At 59.1% G+C, this 18,611-nt stretch carries 17 protein-coding genes; 3 read left to right on the forward strand and 14 right to left on the reverse strand.

Annotation, left to right across the window (positions count from 1 at the left end):
* The first annotated feature begins 60 nt into the window (after positions 1-60).
* On the forward strand, positions 61-741 hold the full coding sequence (locus tag HYP802_RS23005) for a tetratricopeptide repeat protein (RefSeq protein WP_157135443.1): 681 nt from the start codon (positions 61-63) through the stop codon (positions 739-741).
* A gap of 22 nt (positions 742-763) precedes the next feature.
* On the opposite strand, the gene HYP802_RS0117585 is transcribed toward HYP802_RS23005, so the two are convergent.
* From HYP802_RS0117585 to HYP802_RS22525, 11 genes are all read right to left on the reverse strand, one after another.
* Positions 764-1,219 (reverse strand): PTS sugar transporter subunit IIA, encoded by a 456-nt coding sequence (locus HYP802_RS0117585; RefSeq protein ID WP_013948711.1) that lies wholly within the window; start codon positions 1,217-1,219, stop codon positions 764-766.
* A gap of 27 nt (positions 1,220-1,246) precedes the next feature.
* The gene (locus HYP802_RS0117590; RefSeq protein WP_013948712.1) at positions 1,247-1,936 is read right to left on the reverse strand and encodes a response regulator transcription factor; all 690 of its coding nucleotides are present in this window, start codon (positions 1,934-1,936) and stop codon (positions 1,247-1,249) included.
* Positions 1,933-4,656, reverse strand: coding sequence for a sensor histidine kinase KdpD (locus HYP802_RS0117595; RefSeq protein WP_013948713.1), 2,724 nt, complete (start codon positions 4,654-4,656; stop codon positions 1,933-1,935). The genes HYP802_RS0117590 and HYP802_RS0117595 overlap by 4 nt, the downstream gene beginning before the upstream one ends.
* 40 nt (positions 4,657-4,696) lie before the next feature.
* The gene (locus HYP802_RS0117600) at positions 4,697-5,302 is read right to left on the reverse strand and encodes a K(+)-transporting ATPase subunit C (protein ID WP_024276249.1); all 606 of its coding nucleotides are present in this window, start codon (positions 5,300-5,302) and stop codon (positions 4,697-4,699) included.
* Between the two features lie 11 nt (positions 5,303-5,313).
* The gene (kdpB, locus tag HYP802_RS0117605; protein ID WP_024276250.1) at positions 5,314-7,422 is read right to left on the reverse strand and encodes a potassium-transporting ATPase subunit KdpB; all 2,109 of its coding nucleotides are present in this window, start codon (positions 7,420-7,422) and stop codon (positions 5,314-5,316) included.
* A 23-nt stretch (positions 7,423-7,445) separates the two neighbouring features.
* Positions 7,446-9,149: a potassium-transporting ATPase subunit KdpA gene (kdpA, locus tag HYP802_RS0117610; RefSeq protein ID WP_024276251.1), complete on the reverse strand. Its 1,704-nt coding sequence runs from the start codon at positions 9,147-9,149 to the stop codon at positions 7,446-7,448.
* A gap of 13 nt (positions 9,150-9,162) precedes the next feature.
* Entirely contained in the window at positions 9,163-9,252 is a 90-nt protein-coding gene (locus HYP802_RS22520) for a K(+)-transporting ATPase subunit F (protein WP_035575846.1), read from the reverse strand.
* 323 nt (positions 9,253-9,575) lie between these two features.
* A complete protein-coding gene (locus tag HYP802_RS0117625) occupies positions 9,576-9,767 on the reverse strand; it encodes a hypothetical protein (RefSeq protein WP_013948718.1) in 192 nt (63 codons plus the stop codon).
* A 68-nt stretch (positions 9,768-9,835) separates the two neighbouring features.
* A complete protein-coding gene (locus HYP802_RS0117630) occupies positions 9,836-11,248 on the reverse strand; it encodes an ammonium transporter (RefSeq protein ID WP_024276252.1) in 1,413 nt (470 codons plus the stop codon).
* Between the two features lie 289 nt (positions 11,249-11,537).
* Positions 11,538-12,380, reverse strand: a complete 843-nt coding sequence (locus HYP802_RS0117635) for a sterol desaturase family protein (RefSeq protein ID WP_024276253.1) — start codon at positions 12,378-12,380, stop codon at positions 11,538-11,540.
* 88 nt (positions 12,381-12,468) lie between these two features.
* On the reverse strand, positions 12,469-12,771 hold the full coding sequence (locus HYP802_RS22525) for a cysteine rich repeat-containing protein (protein ID WP_024276254.1): 303 nt from the start codon (positions 12,769-12,771) through the stop codon (positions 12,469-12,471).
* A 568-nt stretch (positions 12,772-13,339) separates the two neighbouring features.
* On the opposite strand from HYP802_RS22525, the gene HYP802_RS0117645 reads away from it, so the two are divergent.
* Both HYP802_RS0117645 and HYP802_RS0117650 read left to right on the forward strand, forming a co-directional pair.
* A complete protein-coding gene (locus tag HYP802_RS0117645; RefSeq protein ID WP_013948722.1) occupies positions 13,340-14,041 on the forward strand; it encodes a response regulator in 702 nt (233 codons plus the stop codon).
* Positions 14,042-14,043: 2 nt separating this feature from the next.
* Entirely contained in the window at positions 14,044-15,426 is a 1,383-nt protein-coding gene (locus HYP802_RS0117650; protein WP_024276255.1) for an ATP-binding protein, read from the forward strand.
* Here the strand turns inward: HYP802_RS0117650 and HYP802_RS0117655 are convergent, their stop codons facing one another.
* The 3 genes from HYP802_RS0117655 to HYP802_RS0117665 form a co-directional block, all read right to left on the reverse strand.
* Positions 15,427-16,095: a zinc metalloprotease HtpX gene (locus tag HYP802_RS0117655; protein WP_210164812.1), complete on the reverse strand. Its 669-nt coding sequence runs from the start codon at positions 16,093-16,095 to the stop codon at positions 15,427-15,429.
* 569 nt (positions 16,096-16,664) lie between these two features.
* Positions 16,665-17,132, reverse strand: a complete 468-nt coding sequence (locus tag HYP802_RS0117660) for a hypothetical protein (RefSeq protein WP_013948725.1) — start codon at positions 17,130-17,132, stop codon at positions 16,665-16,667.
* A gap of 90 nt (positions 17,133-17,222) precedes the next feature.
* On the reverse strand, positions 17,223-18,083 hold the full coding sequence (locus tag HYP802_RS0117665; protein ID WP_155831265.1) for a hypothetical protein: 861 nt from the start codon (positions 18,081-18,083) through the stop codon (positions 17,223-17,225).
* Positions 18,084-18,611: the final 528 nt, after the last annotated feature.

The following is an 18,611-nucleotide window of genomic DNA, read 5'->3' on the forward strand; positions in this document are numbered from 1 at the left end:
ATCGCCGCGGCTTGTTTTGTGCACATCGCAGAAGCCCCGAGCAGCGTCGACGGCTCTTCCATGATAAGCCGTAGCGACGGGCATGTGATGCCGCCCGAAGCCACCGATGGCAATATTGAACCAGACACGGCGCAAGCGTTTGCTGATCTTCGCGCCTATGCGGCCGATACAAATTCTGGCGCGTCGTCGAAAGCTGTTGCCTCGCCGGACAATACTTCCACTGCTTTGCCTGACGTAGACACGATGATTGCGAAACTGATCGCTCGTCTCGAAAAGCAGCCGAACGACGTCAATGGCTGGAAAATGCTCGGGTGGTCGTATCTCAATACCGGGCGACCTGGCGATGCGGCGACGGCTTATGAGACAGCCCTTAAGCTTCAGCCCGGCGATACCACACTCAAAAAAGCGCTCGATGAGGCACACGCAGCGCAGGCCAACCCGCAGACATTTTCACCCAGCGTCGCGTCGCCGTCCGACGACGTCGCAGCGGCGGCAAAGCTTTCAGATACACAACGCAACGACATGATCCGCGGCATGGTCGATAAGCTTGCCGCCAGACTCGAGGCCTCCCCAAACGATGAGAGCGGCTGGTTGCGTCTGATGAGTTCGCGCGTCACGCTTGGAGAGACCGAGGCCGCCAAAACAGCGTTGACGAAAGCTCTCCAATCCTTCTCCGGCGATGCTGCCGCTAAAGCCCGGCTCGTGTCCGCGGCGCGCGAACTTGGCATCAAAGCAGATTAACGGCCCGCTCTTGCCGACAGATCTAAGCCGAACCGCGAAGCACGTCGTAAAACGCGTTCTCGTTATTGACCATGCGAAGCTTCTCTGCGACGTCGCGATTACGCAGTCGGCGTGAAACCGCGGCGAGGGCATTCAGATGCGTCTTCTCCGCTCCAGCCGGTGTCAAAAGCAGAAAAGCCAAATCGACCGGTTTGCTATCAATCGCTTCGAATTCGACCGGCGGCTTAAGTCTCGCGACAAGGCCGAACGTTTGCTTGAGATCGGCATAAGCTGCGTGGGGAAGGGCAATGCCGTCGCCCATCCCGGTGGAACCGAGACTTTCTCGTTTATTGAGTTCGGCGAAGATTGTCTCGGCAGGAAGCCCAGTTGCCGCAGCTGCTCGTTCCGATAACGTGCGAAGAAGCGCTAATTTCGTCGGAACCCGCACGTCCAGCATGACGGCGCGCGGCGAAAGAAAGTCAATAATGCAGGATGCCATGAGAAATCCTCGGCGCACGCGCCACTGTCAATCGGGAGCGCGGAGGCGGTAGCCAACGCCTGTTTCAGTCAGAATATATTCCGGGCTGTTCGGACGCGGTTCGATTTTCTGCCGAAGCTGCGCGACGTAAACGCGAACGTATTGGGAATCGGCAGAGGGATCCCAGAGCTCGCGCAACAGAAAATTGTGCGTCAGTACTTTGCCCGCATGCTGAACAAAGAGACGCAACAGGTCGTATTCCTTCGGCGATAGCTTGATCTCTCGTTCGCCAACCTTGACGATGCGGCGCACGAGATCCACCGACAGATCGCCGACATGGAAAATGGGCCGCTCGCCCTGAATCTGTAGCCGATGGCGAAGTGCGGCTCGCATTCTGGCGAGAAGCTCGTTGATGCCAAAAGGCTTCGTCACATAGTCATCAGCGCCGAAATCAAGGGCCTGCACCTTGGCGGTTTCGTCAGCGCGGCTCGACAGCACCACGATGGGAATGGCTTCATTCTGGTCGCGGATGGATCGCAGCAGGTCCATGCCTTGCATATCCGGCAAGCCGAGATCGAGGACGACGATATCCGGAGTCTCCGCCATCAGCTCCAGGGCTTTGCGCGCATTCGGTGCGTCGATTACCTGATAGCCTTGCGTTGCAAGCCCCATGCGGAGAAGTTTGCGGATTGGTGGTTCGTCGTCGATGACGAGAACTTTGATGGCGGGCGCACTCATGCGGCGTTTTCCAGCGTTTCTGATCGAGCGGATGCCGGAAGCGTTACGGTCAGGAGTGCACCGCTGCGATCAGGTCGATTACCCGCCGTTATCGTTCCGCCCATGATTTCGATAAATCCGCGTGAGATCGGCAATCCAAGCCCCGTTCCGGCGCGGACATGATCGGCCTTGTTCGCGCGATAGAATTTATCGAAGATTTTTTCAACATCTCGGTCGGGGATGCCTGGCCCTTCATCCCGGATTTGAATGACGACGAGCCCATGATCGTTCCAAGCGCCGACCTCAATCAACGTATTCTCGGGCGCGTATTTTGCAGCGTTGTCAAGAAGATTGAAAAGCACTTGCTCAAGTAAAACGGGATCAGCATCCACCTTCAATGGCTCCGATGGAAGATTGGCCTGGACCTTATGTCTTGAAAGGATCTTTCTCGCGCGCTTGAGCGCTGCATCGACAATCTCGCCGACGTCTTGAATTTCCGTCTTGGCGACAATGGCGCCAGCTTCAAGCTTCGTCATATCGAGAAGGTTGGCGATGAACCGGTTGAGGCGTTCGGATTCATCGATGATCGTAGCGAGCAACTCCGACTGCGCCTCGGCATCGAACTTGTCGCCGAGGTCGCGCATCGTCGTTGCCGCGCCGAGAATAGCGGCCAGGGGCGTCTTGAGATCGTGAGACAACGACGTCAGCAGAGCGGCGCGGAGCCGTTCCGTCTCGATGCTGCGTTTCGCGCGCTCGACGTCCTCGACGAGGTGGACGCGCTCGATGGCGAGTGCGCCCTGGTTGACGAGTGCATCGAACAGCCGCCGTTGGTCGGGCGTCAGCAGCGGTCCCGGACGGTCACTGTCTATGCCGACGACACCGACGATGCCGCGTGCGGTCCGGAGCGGCAGAAAAAGGCGGGGCGACCCGGGCAGCGTATCGGAGCCGCGCCCGGCTGGGCGGTCGTTGGTCCAAGCCCACGTCGCGGCGGCGATATCGGACGGATCAAGCATATCTTCCGGCGGGTATCCCGCCTTCACGGCAATCGAGCCATTCTCTGGCAGCAACAGCACGACGCGGACTTTCAGCATCGAGGCGATCTGAAAGACGGTTGCCCAAAGCACATCATCAAGCGTGCCGGTTCCGGCAAGCTTGCGACTGAAGCCATACAGCGACTCCGTCGTGCTGGCGCGGTTCATGGCGATCACAGTCTGACTGCGCATGCGCGCTGCGATGTTCGACACAACGATTGCTACGACGACGAAGCAGAGAAACGCCGCGACGTTCTTGGCATCGGCGATGGTGAATGTGAAGAGCGGAGGCAGAAAGAAATAGTTGTAGAGGAGCGCGCCGGCGACGCTCGCAACAAGCGAGGGGCCGATGCCAAGCTTGGCTGCCACGCCCACAATCGCCGTCAAAAATATAAGATCGACGCTTTCCACGCCGATCCATGGTCTGAGCACCCAGGCAACGCCAAGCGCAGCAGCCATCGCTATAAACGTGATGAAATAATTCAGCGGCCGATGCTGTGGTTGATCCCTTGCCGTTCGAACCGTCTGCGCCGTCGCCGGCTCGGCTGGCAATTGCTCTCCGGAAATGACGTGAACGCTGATGTTTCCAGATTGCCTGACGAGATCATGGACGACAGAACCGTTGAGAATTTCGAACCATCGCGGCCGATCGGATTTACCGACGATGATTTGCGTCACGTTATGGGCGCGCGCGTACGAGATGATATCGTCGGCGATCGACTTGGAGCTTCCGGGCATTGTCAGCGTTTCGCCGCCGAGAAGTTCGGCGAGACGCATCGCTTCAGCAATGCGGTTACGCTCGCCTTCGGAAAATCTGAGGCTGCGGCGCGTCTCGATAGTGACCGCGGTCCACTGCGCGTGCAGGCGATCGGCAGCACGTTTTGCATAGCGCACGAGCCCGGATGAGCGCACATCTTCGTTGACGCACACGAGCACGCGTTCGCACGCCGCCCACGGTCCGGACATGGCTTTGGCGCGAAGCTGGGTTACGAGCTGTTCATCGACGCGTTCGGCGGTGCGGCGTAAAGCGAGTTCGCGCAATGCGGTGAGCTTGACGGGCGAGAAGAAATTTTCAAGCGCGCGGCGCGCCTGATCCGGGACGTAGACCTTCCCTTCCTTCAATCGCTGAATAAGATCCTCTGGCGTGATGTCGACAAGCTCGACGTCGTCGGCTCGGGCGAGGATCGAATCCGGCACCGTTTCGCGGACGCGAATTCCGGTGATCTGGGCAACGACGTCATTCAAGCTATCGATATGCTGGATGTTGATAGTGGTGAAAACGTCAATGCCTTCGTCGAGCAACTCTTCGACATCGAGATAGCGTTTCGGGTGACGGCTCATCGGCGCATTGGTGTGCGCCAGCTCGTCTATCAGCGCAATCTCGGGGCGCCGCGCGATGACGGCGTCAATATCGAGTTCCTCCAGCGTCCGACCTTTGTATTCGACCTGACGCGGAGGGACAACGTCAAGACCGCGAAGAAGTGCTTTTGTTTCCTTGCGTCCGTGCGTCTCAACGACGCCGACAACGACGTCAGCACCTTCTTTAACCTTGGCGCGGGCGGTGCGAAGCATTTCATAGGTTTTGCCGACACCGGGAGCCGCGCCAAGAAAAATCTTCAACCGTCCCTTCTGGCGCTCCTCGCGTTTCAAAACCTCGAGGAGCGCCTCCGGCGACGGTCGATGATCGGGTGTGCGGTTTTCTTCCGCCATCTTATTGCTTTCCTCGCGGCGCCATCGCGCCGCGCAATATTCACTGTGCCGCCGTGTCGTCAAGAGCAAGATTGAGCGCCAGAACATTGACGCGGGGCTCGCCGATCAACCCTAGGAACGGTTCTTCGATGTGGCGGTCAATGAGGCTGCGAACGTTCGCTTCCGGCAGATTGCGGGCCTTGGCAATTCGGGCCATCTGAAAATAGGCAGCAGACGGCGAAATGTCAGGGTCGAGGCCCGACGCGGACGTCGTAACCAAGTTGATCGGCACCTCGGAACCGGGGTTCTCCGCCTTCAATTTGGTCATATCAGTCTTAACGCGATCAATCAGGGCCTTGTTTGTGGGACCGAGGTTCGAGCCCATCGAGTTCGCGGCATTATAAGGCTGCGCCACTGTTTTCGAAGGGTCGGCTGGGTCCGAGCCCGTTGTCGCGGACGGACGGCCATGGAAGTACTTATCGGACGTGAACGACTGCCCGATGAGCCCGGACCCGATGACCTTGCCGTCCCGTACGATCAAGCTGCCCTGGGACTGCTTAGGAAAGATGGCTTCGGCTATGCCGGTCATAGCGAGCGGATATACGAGGCCGGCGATGGACGTCAATGCGATGAGCACGACGATGGCTGGGCGAATTTCTTTCAACATGGCGTGTTACCTCAAGCGAGATGCAGAGCGTTGATGGCCAAGTCGATGGCCTTGATGCCGATGAAGGGGACGACGACGCCGCCGAGCCCGTAAATCAGCAGGTTGCGGCGGAGCAGCGGTCCGGCACCGATCGCGCGATAGGCGACACCCTTCAGCGCCAACGGGATCAGCGCGATGATGATCAGAGCGTTGAAGATAATCGCCGACAGGATCGCGCTTTGGGGGCTACCGAGCGCCATGATGTTGAGCGCGTTAAGCTGCGGATAGAAAGCAACAAACATCGCCGGTATGATCGCGAAGTATTTGGCGACGTCGTTCGCAATCGAGAATGTCGTCAGCGCGCCGCGCGTCATCAATAGCTGTTTGCCGATTTCGACAATCTCGATGAGCTTCGTCGGGTTGCTGTCGAGATCGACCATATTGCCGGCTTCGCGAGCGGCGACCGTTCCGGTATTCATCGCGACGCCGACGTCGGCCTGTGCAAGCGCTGGCGCATCGTTAGTTCCGTCGCCACACATGGCGACCAACTTGCCTTTTGCCTGCTCGTCGCGGATGAGGCGCAATTTGTCTTCCGGTGTCGCCTGCGCGAGAAAGTCGTCGACGCCGGCTTCGGCGGCGATAGCGGCCGCAGTCATCGGGTTGTCGCCGGTGATCATCACGGTGCGAATGCCCATGCGGCGAAGCTCGGCGAAGCGCTCACGAATACCACCTTTGACGATATCCTTGAGGTGGATGACGCCGAGTAAGCGGCCGTCCTTGGCGACCGCCAGCGGTGTTCCGCCCGCTTTCGCGATCGTTTCCGTGATAGCCTTGATCTCGCGCGTGGCCTCAGCACTGATTGCCGGACGAAGCACCTGTGCTGTTGCGCCAGACGAACCGACCGCGACCGGCGCGTTTAGGTATTTCAACACTGCGTCGACGGCACCTTTACGGATCGACGATCCCTCGAATTCCACACCGCTCATGCGGCTCTGGGCCGTGAATGGAATGAAGTGCGCTTTAATATCCGCAACATCTCGACCGCGAATGCCGTGCTTGTCTTTAGCGAGAATAACCACCGAGCGGCCTTCCGGCGTCTCGTCAGCCAGAGATGCGAGCTGGGCGGCATCCGCGAGTTCCGACTCGCTGACGCCGGACAGCGGTACGAATTCGGTTGCCTGACGGTTGCCGAGCGTGATCGTTCCGGTTTTATCGAGAAGGAGCGTGTCGACGTCGCCAGCGGCTTCAACGGCTCGGCCCGACATCGCAAGAACGTTGAAACGCACAAGGCGATCCATGCCGGCGATACCGATGGCTGAAAGCAGCGCGCCGATCGTCGTCGGGATGAGCGTAACGAAGAGCGCGACAAGGACGATGACCGAGATCGTGCCGCCGGCATAAGCGGCATAGCTCGGGATCGTTGCGGTCGCGAAGACGAAGATGATCGTGAGGCCGGCGAGAAGAATGTTGAGTGCGATTTCGTTGGGTGTTTTCTGGCGTTCCGCGCCTTCGACAAGCTTGATCATGCGATCAATGAAGGTCGAACCCTGGGCCGCCGTGATTCGGACGACGATCCAGTCCGACAACACGAGTGTGCCGCCCGTCACTGCCGACCTGTCGCCTCCGGACTCACGAATGACCGGCGCTGATTCACCGGTGATCGCGGCTTCGTTGACCGACGCGACACCTTCGATGACTTCGCCATCGGAGGGAATGGTATCGCCCGGCTCGACGAGGACCACGTCTCCGACTTTCAGCGTAGTTCCGGGAACGAGCTTGTAGTTGCGGCCCGATCCCGTCATCAGCTTGGCTTGCGTTTCCTGGCGCTGAACACGCAGGGAGTCCGCTTGAGCCTTGCCGCGACCTTCGGCGATGGCCTCCGCGAAGTTTGCGAAAAGCACAGTGAACCAAAGCCACAGGATGATCTGGAACGTGAACGCCAAGTTACCTTCGCCCGTTACCATGTCGTGGAGAAAGATGATCGAGGTCAAGACCGTCACGACTTCAAGAACGAACATGATCGGATTTTTGATCATCTTGCGCGGATCAAGCTTCGCGAAGGCCGAACCGATTGCCGGAACGACGATCTTGGGATCGAGCATCGTCGCCGAGCTTTTCTTGCGCGCGATAGACGTATCCATCTTGGAAACTCCGAAAAGAGAGATCAGTAGAGCGTACCGGCCGTCATCGCGAGGTGCTCGACGATGGGTCCGAGTGCGAGCGCGGGAAAGAACGTCAGTCCACCAACGATCAGGATGACACCAACGACGAGGCCGACAAAAAGTCCGCCGGTGGTCGGGAACGTTCCGACAGAAGGTGCGAGCGTCTTCTTTTCTGCCAACGCGCCTGCGATCGCCATCGCCGGCACGATCATCAGGAAGCGCCCAACAAACATCGAGATCGCGCCCGTTACGTTGTAGAAGAACGTATTGCCCGTGATGCCCGCGAAGGCGGAGCCATTGTTTCCGGTGCTCGATGAGAAGAGATACAGGATCTCAGAGAAGCCGTGCGGACCGGTGTTGGCGATGGAGGCTAACGCGGACGGGAGCACCGCCGCGACAGCAGTCCAGCCGAGGATCATCAGCGGCAGGATCAATATGGCGAGCATGGCCATCTTGACTTCTTTCGCTTCGATCTTCTTGCCGACGTATTCGGGCGTGCGGCCAACCATCAGTCCGGCAACGAAGATTGCGAGGACGACGAACAGCAACATGCCGTAAAGCCCTGCCCCGACGCCGCCGACGATGATTTCGCCTAGTTGGATATTCAGGAGCGGGATCATTCCGCCGAGGGCCGTGAAGGAGTCATGCATAGCATTGACGGCGCCGCAGGATGCGGCCGTCGTAATGACTGCGAACAAGGCCGATCCCACGATACCGAAGCGGGTTTCCTTGCCTTCCATGTTGCCACCTGTCAGGCCGAGTGCGTTGAGGCCGGTGGTGCCGTTGGCTTCGGCCCAGTAACAGACCGCAACGCCGGCAATGAAAAGCACGCCCATAACGGCGAGGATGGCCCAGCCTTGGCGCTGGTTGCCGACCATGCGACCGAAGACGTTCGTCAACGCAGCGCCGAGCGCAAAAATGGAGATCATCTGGACGAAGTTCGAGAGCGCGGTCGGGTTCTCGAACGGATGTGAGGCGTTGGCATTGAAGAAACCGCCGCCATTGGTGCCGAGCATCTTGATGGCAACCTGGGAGGCGACCGGACCGACGGCGATCGTCTGTTTGGCGCCTTCGAGCGTCGTCGCATCGACATACGCGCCAAGCGTCTGCGGGATACCCTGCCAGACGAGAAACAACGTGTAAGGGATACAAATCGGCAGCAGGATGTAGAGCGTGCAGCGAGTAACATCCACCCAGAAGTTACCGAGATTTCTTGTCGATGCGCGCGCAAAGCCACGTATCAAGACGATCGCAAGAACGATGCCCGTTGCAGCCGACAGAAAATTCTGATGCGTCAGTCCAAGCATCTGCGTGAGATACGACATCGTCGTCTCGCCGCCGTAGTTCTGCCAGTTCGTGTTGGTGATGAAGCTGATGGCGGTGTTGAAAGACAGGTCGGGCGCCAGCGCTGTCATTCCTTGCGGATTGAAAGGCAGCGCACCTTGCACGCGCAGCACGGCATAGAGAATGACGAAGCCGCCGATATGAAACAGCAGCATCGAGACGGTATAGCGCAGCCAATCCTGCTCGCCGCGTGCGTCGACGCCCGCGATTTTATAGAGACCGGCTTCGACCGGGCTCAAGATTGGCGAAAGAAATGTTTTCTCGCCAGAGAAAACGCGCGTCATGTACCAGCCGAGCGGCTTCACGAGCGCCAAGACGATCGCGCAATAGAGCGCAATCTGGATCCAACCTATAAGTGTCATATGCGTTGGCCTTTCAGAACCGCTCAGGACGCAGAAGGGCGTAAACGAGGTAGGCGAGCAGGCCGGCCGTGACGATGCCGGCCAGGGCGTAGTCGAATGTCATGGAGACCTCACAATCGGTCGCAGGCAAAAGCGTAAGCGATGGCAACGGCAAAGAGCGCCAGCCCGCCCGCTACAAGGATGATGTCCAGCATTTTCGTTTTCCTACTCCGAGGCATGCAGCGCCCGCACGAAAGGGATTGCGGGCCGCGTTTAGGTGACACGCGGCGCATAGGAATTCGAGTTGAGCGGGGGGAGATCCGTATAAGAATCTCATAAGGACGGCGCGGGCTCGAAAGGCGCTCGGTGCCTGCACGACCGTGATAGCAAAAATAAAAAGGCCTCCGCGAGGGAGGCCTTTCTATGGCTCGTCTATATCTCAGTTCGTCACTCAGCCGGGCTGGCCGTGAAATTGCCGATGATCGTTTTGTGATGCCTTGCTTCCATGCTGATCTGGAAAATGAAGAAGGCAATAAAGAATGCGAGGATGGCGAGCGTGAAAAGAATTTCGTCGCCATGGAACGGATAGATAGCGCTCATCTCGGGAAGTTTTTCGAAGCCAGAGACACCCGTGTTCATGAAGCTCTCCTTTGGATCTTATGGAATAAGAGAGCCGGCGGCGGGATAGTCCGCCGCCGGCGTAAAGATTAGATTTTGAGTTCCTTACGCTGCAGAGCCTCAAAGGCTGCTTCAGCTCCCGAGAGATTCGGGTAGGTCGTCTCGATGTGCTCGCCATCGAGACCCGTCAGCTCGACCTTCGGATCGACACGGAGTAGGCCCAGCATCTTCAGGACAAAGCCGATAATGTAGCCTGGGATCAGACCGAAACCGAGGGCGAAGACGAGCGTCGCGATGGTGTTGCCGATCGGCGTTACGACCGGCAGACCTTGCGCGTTCGTCCCGAACCAACCTGCACCTTCTGAAAGCGCAACGGCTGCGCCGGAGCTCGGCATGATTGCCGGGTAACCCCACAGCACAAATCCGGCGACGATGCCGCCGAACACGCCGCAATAGCCGTGCACCGCAACCGCGCCGACAGCGTCATCGAGTTTGTATTTCTTTTCGACCCAGTTATGCGCGTAGTACGCCATGATCGTACCGGCGACGGCAATCGCAAGAGCGACAACGGGATGGTAGAGGTCGTTGCCGGCGCTTGCCGAGATGAGGCCCGTGAGGCCGCCGGAGAACGTCCAGAAGGCGTTGCCGTTGGACACCAGATAGGCCGTCATCATGCCGCCGAAGAGGGCGAGCAAGAAGTTCATCGTGACGCCCGACAACGTGATCGGGAAGCCATAGATGTTCGTCGCGGTCCAGTAGGCGGGCTGGCCTTCGGCGGCGACGTTGGCCATCGGGATGTGGCAAGCGGCATAGAAGCCGAAGAAGCCCACGTAGATCATGAAGAGACCCACGGTGACCATCCACGGATTGTGCGCCGGGATTTCGCGCGGCGTGCCGTCAGGCGCAAACTTGCCGATGCGCGGCCCGAGGTGCATCAGGATGCCGAGGGTAACAAAACCCGAAACCGAGTGCAGGACGGCCGAGCAATACTGGTCGTGGAACCCGAGGTATTGCGTCATCCAGCCATTGCCTGACCAGCCCCATGCTGCGGGGACGACCCAGGCAACTGCGCCGACATAGATGGCGATGATCAAAAAGCCCGACGTCTTTGCGCGCTCGATGATCGAGCCCGAGACGATCGAGGCCGCGGTCATGCCGAAGAGTGCGAATGCACCCCAGAAAACGCCGGAGATGCGGTCAGACAGGTTGGGAGCGAGCTTATCGGACCATGGCTCGAAGCCCGTTGAGAAACTGACGGATGTCGAGCTGACAGGCCAACCCTGCAAGGCGATGTAGATCCACATACCGAACAGGAAGAACGCAAGGCCGACGACGGGGATCGCCATCGCGTTCTTCAGAAGCGTGTGCTGGACGTTTTTGGTGCGGGCGACACCGACTTCGTACATGCAGAAGCCGATGTGAATGAAGAACATCAAGACGATAGTGAGAAAGAAATAGAACTCGGTGAATATCGTCAGCATTGCCGCGGATTGATCGGCCATAAGCGACTCCCCTCTCGTGCCTGGCCTGCCGTCGCGGCCGTCCAAGGCAGTTTCCTTACAAATTCGTAAGCGCAGGAATCGTGCCAAATGGTGCCTGGTCGTATTTTCATGTTCTTCTCAGGAAAATCAGCCGATTTTCCAGAAAATAAACGGCCAGATAGATCGATTCGTTTGCAATTGTTTAAATTGTAGGCACTCGATCGCCCGGATATGCCGTTCGGTCTAGCTTGACATTCGAGTTGGATGATTTGCGTTCAATATCTTTTGAGTTCGCGGAAGACGTGCGAGCTTACGGTGCACCGAACAACACCCTGATTTTGCGCGAGAGGTTCGGCGCGTTTCGGAAATCCCGCCAAAGATAGCCCCATTCCGACAACGCGATGTGAAGCGGGTTCGTGCTGGGCTCGCGGCCCTTCAGGCCAAATTTCAGCGCCTCGCCAGCCGGCTCAGCCGCGAACGACCCAAACAACCGGTCGAAGACGATAAGGACTGAGCCATAGTTCTTGTCGAGGCAGGTTTCGTTCGACGCGTGATGGACACGATGATGAGCCGGCGTGTTCAAGACCCATTCCAGCGGACCCAGGCGAACGGGAACGGCGGTGTGCAGGAAAAACTGATAGACTAGCCCCAGCCCGAGCGTCAGCCCGATGGCAGCCGGATGAAATCCGATGAGCGCCAACGGCAGGAAGAACAGAAACGCACCGCTGATCACGCCCGTCCAGCCGAGCCTGATGGCGGCCGACAGGTTGAAGTGCGTCGCTGAGTGATGCACGGCGTGTGTCGCCCAAAACCAGCGGACCCGGTGCGACGCGCGATGAAACCAATAGTAAAAGAACTCCACACCGAGAAACAGCGCGATCCAGCTCCAAACTGTATCTAGCGGAATGTCAAAAAGGCGATGCCGATAGCAGAACAGCATCGGGATCGCGACGAGGCCGCCGGTCAGAATACGCGACGCAAGATCGCCGACTGCGACGCCTATCGAAGCTACTGTCTCCCGCCCATCTTGCTCGTCAGCATGGTGTGCGAGCCGCATATAGAGAATCTCGACGGCAATGAATACCAGCGCAACAGGAAAGAAGCCGAAGAGCGGCCGGGGAGCAGTGCTCAGAAATGCCGGAATATCCGTCATGGGGCTTGCGTCCTTTGATTTTGAGAGTGCGCGCAACGGCAGGGAGGGCATTGCCCCTCCCCGTCTCGATGCCATGTCGTCTTCGGCGTTAGTTCGCCGCTGAATTCCTCACGGCGATAATGGCATCGCGGCATGGCTGACTGAGGCTTCCCGCCTTCTCCGAGAAACAACGGAGAATTCGGCCACCACCCGGCATCACACTGCCGCAGAGGCGCGCACGATCGTCCTTGCAGACGGCGAGCGCAGCGCGGGCGTTCGGATTATTGGCGAGAGCTTGAATCTGCGCCTTGGTGAGCGGTTTGTCGGAAGCAGCCTGTGCGAGCGCAATGCCCGCGGAAAAGCCGATCCAAGGTAGGGCAAACAAGGCAGCGAAAATGACGGGTCGCATCATGTACTCCGGGGTCAAAGGAAAAATGAAATAGCTCGGGTTGGCCCGGCGCCGTCATCGCGCCGAGCATTGTCTCTATGCGGCAGGTTTCAGTTTCGAGTGACCGAGCTATTGCGCGTTACGCTGCCGCCATATGGGCCGCTATAGGTCGCGGAATGATTGCACGTCCCGCCAGAACAGCTGGTGCTGCCATAGCGGTTCACAGTGTTTCCACGCGGACCGGTATAGCTCTGATGGGAAGCGCACGAGCCGTAGGCGCAGGAACCTGATCCCGACGAGTGCCAAGTTCCACCGCGAGGGCCAACGCCACCACTGGAGCGCTGCCATCCGGCCTCAGCCACGGTTGCGCCGGCGACGAACATAGCGGCGGCGACACAAAACGGAGCTATGACGAATTTCTTGAGGATCATGAGGGTTCTCCTTTGCAACCGTCACTCCGGGGTGGCGTGACGACAGGGAACCTCACCCGCTTGCGTATCCGGTGTATTTCAAACCGCCCCCCGAACTTTACGTTTTGTAACAGGACCTCGGAACGCTTGCACTCACACCGGGGCTGGCTTCACATCGCGACATGACCAACCGCCCGCATATCCTCATCATCGAAGACGACGCCGAGATCCGGTCCCTCGTGCAGGGCTACTTGCAGAAGCAGGGATTTCGGGTGGAGACGGGAGACGGCGGCGCCGCGCTCGACCGGCATCTGTCCGTTTTTGGAGAGCCGGACCTCATCGTGCTCGATATCATGCTGCCGGGCGAAGACGGCTTGTCGATCTGCCGGCGCTTGCGCGCCGGATCGCGCGTTCCGATCCTGATGCTGACGGCGCGCGGCGAGGATATCGATCGCATCGTCGGACTTGAGATCGGGGCCGACGACTATCTTCCGAAGCCATTCAATCCGCGCGAGCTGACGGCGCGCATTCGTGCCATCCTTCGGCGCAACGAGCCGCCGCACGTCGAGAAGAAGCGTCTAAAGCTCGGCGACATGATCATAGATCTCGAAGCGCGGTCGGTGACGGACGTAAGCGCCGCTCCCATTGAATTGACCAGCGCCGAATTCGACTTGCTCGAATGTTTTGTGACGCGTCCGGGACGCGTTCTGTCGCGCGAGCAATTAATGGACTGGACGCGCGGACGTCGCTCCGAACCACTCGACCGCACCATCGACGTTCAACTCAGCCGGCTGCGAAAGAAAATAGACCGCGGCGAGGTCCCCATGTTCAAGACGATGCGTAATGTCGGATACATTCTGGCGGCACGCATCGAGGAGGTTTGAGCGTGCTGTCGCGTCTTGGGTTTGTCGGCCGTCTCTCGGCAATCACTTTGCTGGCGCTGATAGGTCTGTGGGCGGTGGGCGCCGGGCTGTCCTACGTCACGCGCTCACCTTTGGTCACGACGCCTGGCGCGTTTCCGCTGCCGAACCAAATGGCTGCCATCGTCGAGTTGCTCGAGACGACGGATGGCGCCCGCCGAGAGACTGTTCTCAACGCTGTGAGAAGCGATACGCTCGGCGTCGAGATTGCCGACAAAGCTCCGGTAGTGGCCGTCGATCAACGGCGGCTCAAGGGGCTTGAATGGCTGGTCGAACGATACGTCAATGAACTCGGCAACCGCGAGGTGATTGCGGTCTCCGGCCCGACCGACATGGGCGTGGTTGCCGACATTCGCCCTGGGAGCCGGTGGATGCTGACGCGCCGCGTCGTCCGGATCGCAGTGGCTCTCAAAAGCGGCGGGTACGCTGTCTTTGAGCCGCGGGGCGAGATTTCGCGGCGATTTTTCGGCGTTCCGGCCGGCTATTGGCTGGCCGTACTCGGTTCCCTCGTTGGCATCGCGGCGTTGTTCGCGGTCTGGCGCGAGGCGCGACCTCTGAAAGAGCTGTCGCGCGCCGTAACGAGGTTCTCAGGCGATGGTACGCCGGTTGTGATTACGCCGCGCGGCGCGCCGGAACTCAAACGGCTGATCGAGGCGACGAACCGGATGCAAGAGCGCATTGCGACGCTTCTTCAAGGCCGGACCGTGCTGCTCGGCGCCGTGTCGCACGATCTCAAAACTTACATCACGCGACTGAAGCTCAGAACCGAGATGATTTCGGATCCGGATCAGCAGGCGCGCGCCGAGCGCGATCTCGACGACATGACAGTTCTCATCGACGATGCGCTAGCGGTAGCACGTGGCGGGTCGGAACAGGTTCGCATGGGCGTCGTCGATCTGGGGGAAGTGCTCGGCATGCTCTGCGCCGATCATCCGAATGTCGAGTTGGAGCTTCCAGGCAATACATTGACGCTGATGGGAGACGAGGTCGCGCTGCGACGACTTTTTACGAACCTAATCGACAACGCGCTCCGCTACGGTGCGAAAGCTCCGAAAGTGACGGCGGGCGCAATCGGCGGACGCGTGCGCGTTCTGATCGACGACGATGGCCCCGGCATTCCCGTTGCCGAGCGCGCTTTGGTCTTCGAGCCGTTCTACCGGCGCGAACCCTCGCGCAGCCGCGAGACTGGCGGCAGCGGCCTCGGGCTTGCGATCGCGAAGCAAATTGTCGAGCTTCACAATGGGTCCATCACGCTGGGAGACTCGCCGCGGGGCGGCCTTCGCGTCATCGTCGAGTTGCCGATGCGGGCCGAGAGGGCGTCGACCCAACCGCTACGCCGGTCGGCGTAACTAGGCTACGCCGTAGAGCGGCGAGGCGCGCAGATGGTCGATGCGCTCGCTGGTAACCGGATGGCTACGCAGATACGACGCAAGCCGGTCCTCGATATAGCCTTCGGGGATACCGCTCAGCGCACGATGATGATGCTCAAGCTTGGCAAGCGCGGTTTCGAGCGTCTTGGCATCGCCCGTCAACTCGAGAGCGAATGCGTCGGCCTCGATTTCACGGAAGCGGGATAGCGCAAGCATCAACAGCTCGGCGATTGCGGGGGCTCGCGTGAGCACCCACTGCAGCGAAGATTGCTGTTTGACGGCGCCGAAAGCGTGGACCGGTGCAAGGCCTGCCGCAGCAACGTCATTGATCGCGCGCTGCAGCTGCGCTGCCCATGACATCGTCGCGCTGTCGCCATTACAGATGTGCGCGATCTCGTGCGCGAAAATCGCCCCGACTTCTTTCGTGGTCATGCCACACAGCAACCCTTCGGTGAAGGTGACGATCGCATCGTTCGGACCGCCGAATGCATAGGCGTTCATCGCCCTCTGCCCGATCAGCACGCAGATGCGAGGCCGTTGCGGCAGTTTTGCGCGCCAGCAGATGCGATCGATTTCGGCGAACAGCTCGGGAGCGTCCGCCGGCTCGAGCGTGCGGATCGCAAAATGATCACGCGGAGTGTTTTGCATTTCCGGGCCGCGATGACGACAAGGCGTGCCGCGCGCAACGGCGCGTCTTACGCCTTCGTCGCCGCCGACGATCCATCCGCATGATGCGAGGAGCAACAGCAATCCCGCACGGACGTGACGGGAGAGCCGGTCGTTTTCGGCACGTTGTGACTGCGGCTGAAACGGAGCGGACGGATTGCCTGAGCGGTCGCAAGGCGCGAACGCGCGGGAGATATCGACCATGCCGCACGCAGCTGGGCTGCCTGGAATTCCATCAACATGGAATGGCGGCCATCGATTGGCGCGAAGGAAGGTGCCGAAATCTCCCGGTAAATCCACGATTTTCGCTGTTCCCCGATAAGTGACAAAAGCTTATCAGGAGTTTTGCGAATTTCGCGCCAGTCACATCATTTTCCGTCAAAAAACTGACGAAAATGCCGGACGACCACAGGACTGAGGATTATCGGTCACGGTTTAGAGGCATGATATCGGGCGTCGGCACACGCAGACAAGCAGCGCGAACGCGCGCGGACGAATCGCGCGGCGCGTCCGTTGACAAAGCCTCAGCTCAGCCGTCTCGTCTCGCGCACTCAGTGCATGGCTCGGCCCGATCCGTTTTGCTCGTTCTGTGCCCTCTCACGGATGGGCGGCAGTTCGGGACGAATGGAGCGAACGACAGTGATCGCACGATACGCCTGCAGGATCAGAGCAAACGCCGACTGATAATCGCGCGCATCGAACGCCCGCCGCGCCTGCTCGACGACACCGCTATAGGTATCCAGGCCGGGATAGCGGCTGGCGTTTCGCTGAAGATACGCCGAGACGTTTCGGAGAGAGTCGAGGATGATATCTTCCGTGAAGGCAACGGCGGCTTGTTGCTCAAGTTGCGCGGCGTTACCGCCAGCAAGATGCAACGGACCTTGCTGACCGAAAGCATCAGACTGAAAGCGCATCAATAATGGCACGAGATTTTCGAGCAGCCCGATGAGGGCTTGCGTATCTGCGTGCGTATCCTGCGATCTGCCGCCCTGATCGGAGCGCTGAGACTCGTTCGACATGGGTGATCCTCACCTCTTGAAATGGGGAAGAAAGCGCCACCCATGAAAGGGCGGCGCTTCCGGTTGGCTTGGGGAGAGCGAATGCGGGCGTCAGCAGGCGCCGCGCTGCATGTTCGGCTGCTGATTGATCGCCTGGAGGTTCGCGATCACCTGCGGAAGGGCGGCCGTCAACTGACGGACGATCTCGCCGACTTCGACCTGGTTCAGCTGACGCTGCTGGCCCATGCCCTGGTTGCCGCCAAAGGCGGCGTGGCCCTGATTGCCGCCGAACGATCCGAAGGCGTTCGGCTGGTTCTGACCGAAGAGCGACAACTGATACGGGTTCTGATTGCCGTAGCCGTAGGCACCCTGATTGTGCTGACCCGGATTGTTCCAACCCTGGTTATTCCAGCCTTGGTTGCCCCAGCCGAGGTTATTGAGACCCTGGCCGCCGCCGTAGACGGCGTTAGCATAAGACCCCTGCTGGCCCTGTTGCTGCAGGAGGCCAACGATCTGGGGGATGACAGGCAGTATCTGGCGAACCACCTCATTCACATCCTGCTGCGAAAGATTGCGCGTAGCTCCGCCATAAGCTGCTCCGAACCCAGCGCCGTAACCGCCCTGACCGAACGCAGCCTGTGACTGCTGGGCCTGAGCGATGACCTGCGGCAGGATCGGCATAAGCTGGCGAACGACCTCACCGACGTCGTGATGAGACAGCTGCCGCTGGCCGCCGAACTGACCACCGAAATTCTGGCCGCCAAAATTTTGGCCCCATCCCTGGCCGCCGAAGTTCGGACCATAGCCGAAGGCCGACTGCCCTAATCCGGCGTTCCAGGCGTGCTGAGGCTGGGCGAAAGCCTGTGCACCCCATGCCTGTCCCCAGGCCTGCGCGGGGTTCGGGTTCCAGCCGCCATAGTAGCTGTTGGGGTTCTGTTGAAAGGCGTTCTGGAGGTTATCGCTGTGAATCATAGTCAGGTACTCCTCGAGCGATGCATGACCATCGATGAACGGAGCCACACCACGACTTTGGTGCGCCTCTTGGAGACGTGTCTTGCGACACGGGCCGCCACTCCGACGGCGTCTGTTAGGTGGCATTCAGTCCGCTCAATTCCAGGGCCTAATTCAGATTATTTTCCCTTTTTATTTCGCATCGATATTCAATGAATTCAGCACATTATATTTGACGCAATAATTCTTATTTGACTCGCACAACCATATAAGAAAAGCAGCAAAGCGCTCTGCATTCCACATGCCATTTTGAATCCTTCAAAACTCACTAACAGACTGGAAAACAATAGTTTTTATGTGTCCGATATTTCACAAATATAAAACACGCGTGTTTTATCTATTCGGCAGCACCGTTTATTCTGCAGAAGAAAATCAATTGCCGGATATACGAAGAAATATATCTCACGGCATATGCCCATGAGCCTTAATACCAATCACCTATTCCGGCACCAGCAAACATCCGGATCACATTGAACCGCAATTCGCAAT

Source organism: Hyphomicrobium sp. 802, from assembly GCF_000526135.1.
Taxonomy (GTDB): Bacteria; Pseudomonadota; Alphaproteobacteria; order Rhizobiales; family Hyphomicrobiaceae; genus Hyphomicrobium_B.